Source organism: Chitinophaga sp., assembly GCF_035564935.1.
Classification (GTDB): domain Bacteria; phylum Bacteroidota; class Bacteroidia; order Chitinophagales; family Chitinophagaceae; genus Chitinophaga.
In genome coordinates, this window is sequence record NZ_DATMTE010000140.1 from 1 (window position 1) to 2,670 (window position 2,670).

General features: G+C 48.3%; 3 protein-coding genes. 1 reads left to right on the top strand and 2 read right to left on the bottom strand.

The window, feature by feature from the left end; all coding sequences use genetic code 11:
- The coding region (locus tag VN105_RS03760) for a D-alanine--D-alanine ligase (protein ID WP_325638074.1) at window positions 1-962 on the bottom strand (962 nt) is incomplete at its 3' end.
- Between the two features lie 146 nt (window positions 963-1,108).
- Window positions 1,109-1,456: a 4Fe-4S dicluster domain-containing protein gene (locus VN105_RS03765; protein WP_325638076.1), complete on the bottom strand. Its 348-nt coding sequence runs from the start codon at window positions 1,454-1,456 to the stop codon at window positions 1,109-1,111.
- A 94-nt stretch (window positions 1,457-1,550) separates the two neighbouring features.
- On the opposite strand from VN105_RS03765, the gene VN105_RS03770 reads away from it, so the two are divergent.
- The gene (locus tag VN105_RS03770; RefSeq protein ID WP_325638078.1) at window positions 1,551-2,549 is read left to right on the top strand and encodes an acyl-CoA reductase; all 999 of its coding nucleotides are present in this window, start codon (window positions 1,551-1,553) and stop codon (window positions 2,547-2,549) included.
- Window positions 2,550-2,670: the final 121 nt, after the last annotated feature.

The following is a 2,670-nucleotide window of genomic DNA, read 5'->3' on the forward strand; positions in this document are numbered from 1 at the left end:
AGGCCATAAAATTCCGTCAGTGTTTTCCCCGCAGCTCTCACTTGCTGAGGAACCAGGCTGTTTTCAGATTGGCCGGGCATTGTATTTATTTCCAGGAAGTACAGTTTCCCGGTAGCTTCTTCATAGATAAAGTCCACACGCACAATGCCTTTGCAATTCAGTTTATTGTAAATAACGGTGGCGGTTTCCTGTACCTGGCGGGCAATATCGTCCGTTACCGGTGCAGGGGTGATTTCGTTGGATACGCCTGGCGTATATTTCGCCTCGTAGTCGAAAAACTCTTTATTGCTCACTACTTCCGTGATCGGCAACACGGTAATGGCGCCATTGGCACGGTACAGCCCCATGGTCAGCTCCCGGCCTTTGATAAACTCTTCGATGAGGATCTGGGAGTCTTCCTTAAACGCCTTATCGATAGCCGGCTGCAGCTCTTCCGCGGTTTTCACCTTGGACATGCCGATGCTGCTGCCTCCTTCTGCGGGCTTCACAAATACGGGCAAACGCAGTTGCTGCAGTATTTCCGTTGTATTATAAGGCTGCTGGCGGAAAATATGTACTGATTTGGATACATTCACCACCTGCAGTGCATCTACCACTTTATTGCAATAGCTTTTATTAAAGGTCAGCGCAGAGGTAACCATCCCACAGCTGGTAAAAGGAATACCGAGCATTTCGAGGTATCCCTGCAGGCGGCCGTCTTCTCCCGGCGTGCCGTGAATACCGATAAACACGGCATCAAAGGTGATCTTTTCCCCGTTGATGGTTAAGGAAAAGTCGTTTTTATCCACTTCAGTCACCCGGCCATCGGCACCGGTATGGCTCCAGCTGTTTCGGGTGATAATGATCTTGTATACATTATATTTACTGCTGTCCAGGTTATTCTCAATAGTTACGGCACTTTGCACGGATATCACATATTCCCCGGAATATCCACCGGCGACCAGAGCTATATTCTTCTTCATAAGATGTTTTGCTATAAGCGGGTAAAGTTAAAGGTTATTTATTAATTGTCAAGAGCCACGGCGCAGGCCGGCGGCGTTGTTCAAATTACATAAAAAAACCGTCCCAGCCAGAGCAGGAACGGTTACTAAGCTTCCTTGAGAATATTTTAGATGTGGAGTTTTGCCTTCTTATCCATCAGCTCATCTACGGTTTCCTGGTACATTTCGTCGGGAACGCAGCAATCTACCGGGCAAACCGCGGCACATTGCGGTTCTTCATGAAATCCCTGGCATTCTGTACATTTGTTGGGCACAATATAGTAGGTATCTACACTGATAGGCGCATTCCGCTGGTCAGCATCCAGTACACTACCATCCATTAATGTATAGGCGCCTTTTACGGTGGTGCCATCGGCTAATGCCCATTCAACACCACCTTCGTATATCGCATTGTTGGGGCATTCCGGTTCGCAGGCGCCACAGTTTATACATTCGTCTGTTATCTTAATTGCCATAGTGTAAACTTTTTGGTTAAGTAGTAAGCCATTAATTTTGTGTGACAAAAATAAAATTTTCCCGGTTTAATTAGGTCATTATTTATACAGTTTCATGAACATAGCAGAAAAAGAAGCCGCCTTGGTGCGCCTGGGGCAGTATCTGGCGGATAAAAGCCCGGAATTGGAAGCAGTTAAAGAACGCGCATATATCGCCAACGGCTGGTTTATCCCCTCCTTTATTGACGATGCATTGGATAATATCGTTCGTTATTTTCTTTCTCCTGAGCCATTACAGCAGTGGCTGCAGGGCTATCATAAGGTTACGGAACAACGGGCGCCCAAAACCGTGGGCATCGTTTCCGCCGGGAACATTCCCCTGGTAGGCTTCCACGACTGGCTCTGCGGATTCGTTAGCGGACACCGGGTAAAAATGAAACTTTCAGGTAAAGATGAGATCCTGATGAAACATATCCTGGAAAAGATCAGCGAATGGTACCCGGACCAGGCCAGTCAAACCGAAATACAGGACATGCTGAAGCACTGCGATGCCTATATTGCCACCGGCAGCAACAATTCCGCCCGGTATTTCCACTACTATTTTGCCAAATACCCGCATATCATCCGCCATAACCGCACGTCGGCCGCTATCCTTACCGGTAACGAAACACCAGCGGAGCTGCTGGCGCTGGCAGACGACATCATGATGTACTTCGGCCTGGGCTGCAGGAACGTAACCAAGATATACGTGCCGCTGAACTACGATTTTGCGCCCCTGCTCAAAGCCCTGGAGAAATACAGTTACCTGATTGAACATCACAAATACAAGAACAATTACGATTACAACCTGGCCCTGCTCCTGCTGAACAACAGCGCCTATATGAGCAACGGCAGCATCCTGCTGCAGGAAAACACCGGCCTGTTTTCGCCGATCAGCGTTTTACATTACAGCAATTATGTAGATATGGCTCAGCTGCAACAGGAACTTTCCGGGGAAGACGCCCTGCAATGCCTGGTAGGCCAGCAGTTCACTCCGTTCGGCTATGCCCAGCAACCCACGCTCACCGACTATGCGGATGGGGTGGATACGCTGAAGTTCCTGCTCGAATTGTAGCGGCGGCGTGCGCCTTCGGCGCTTGCCGCGGAAATTGTCTTGGAACAGGATTACGCTGATTATACTGATTTTCTTGATTTTTACTTTTGGATTTTAAATGATCAGGGGAGATATAAGCGAA

Coding starts and splice junctions, on each gene's coding strand:
- VN105_RS03765 (WP_325638076.1), bottom strand. CDS start 1,456: ATGGCAATTAAGATAACAGACGAATGTATAAACTGTGGCGCCTGCGAA.
- VN105_RS03770 (WP_325638078.1), top strand. CDS start 1,551: ATGAACATAGCAGAAAAAGAAGCCGCCTTGGTGCGCCTGGGGCAGTAT.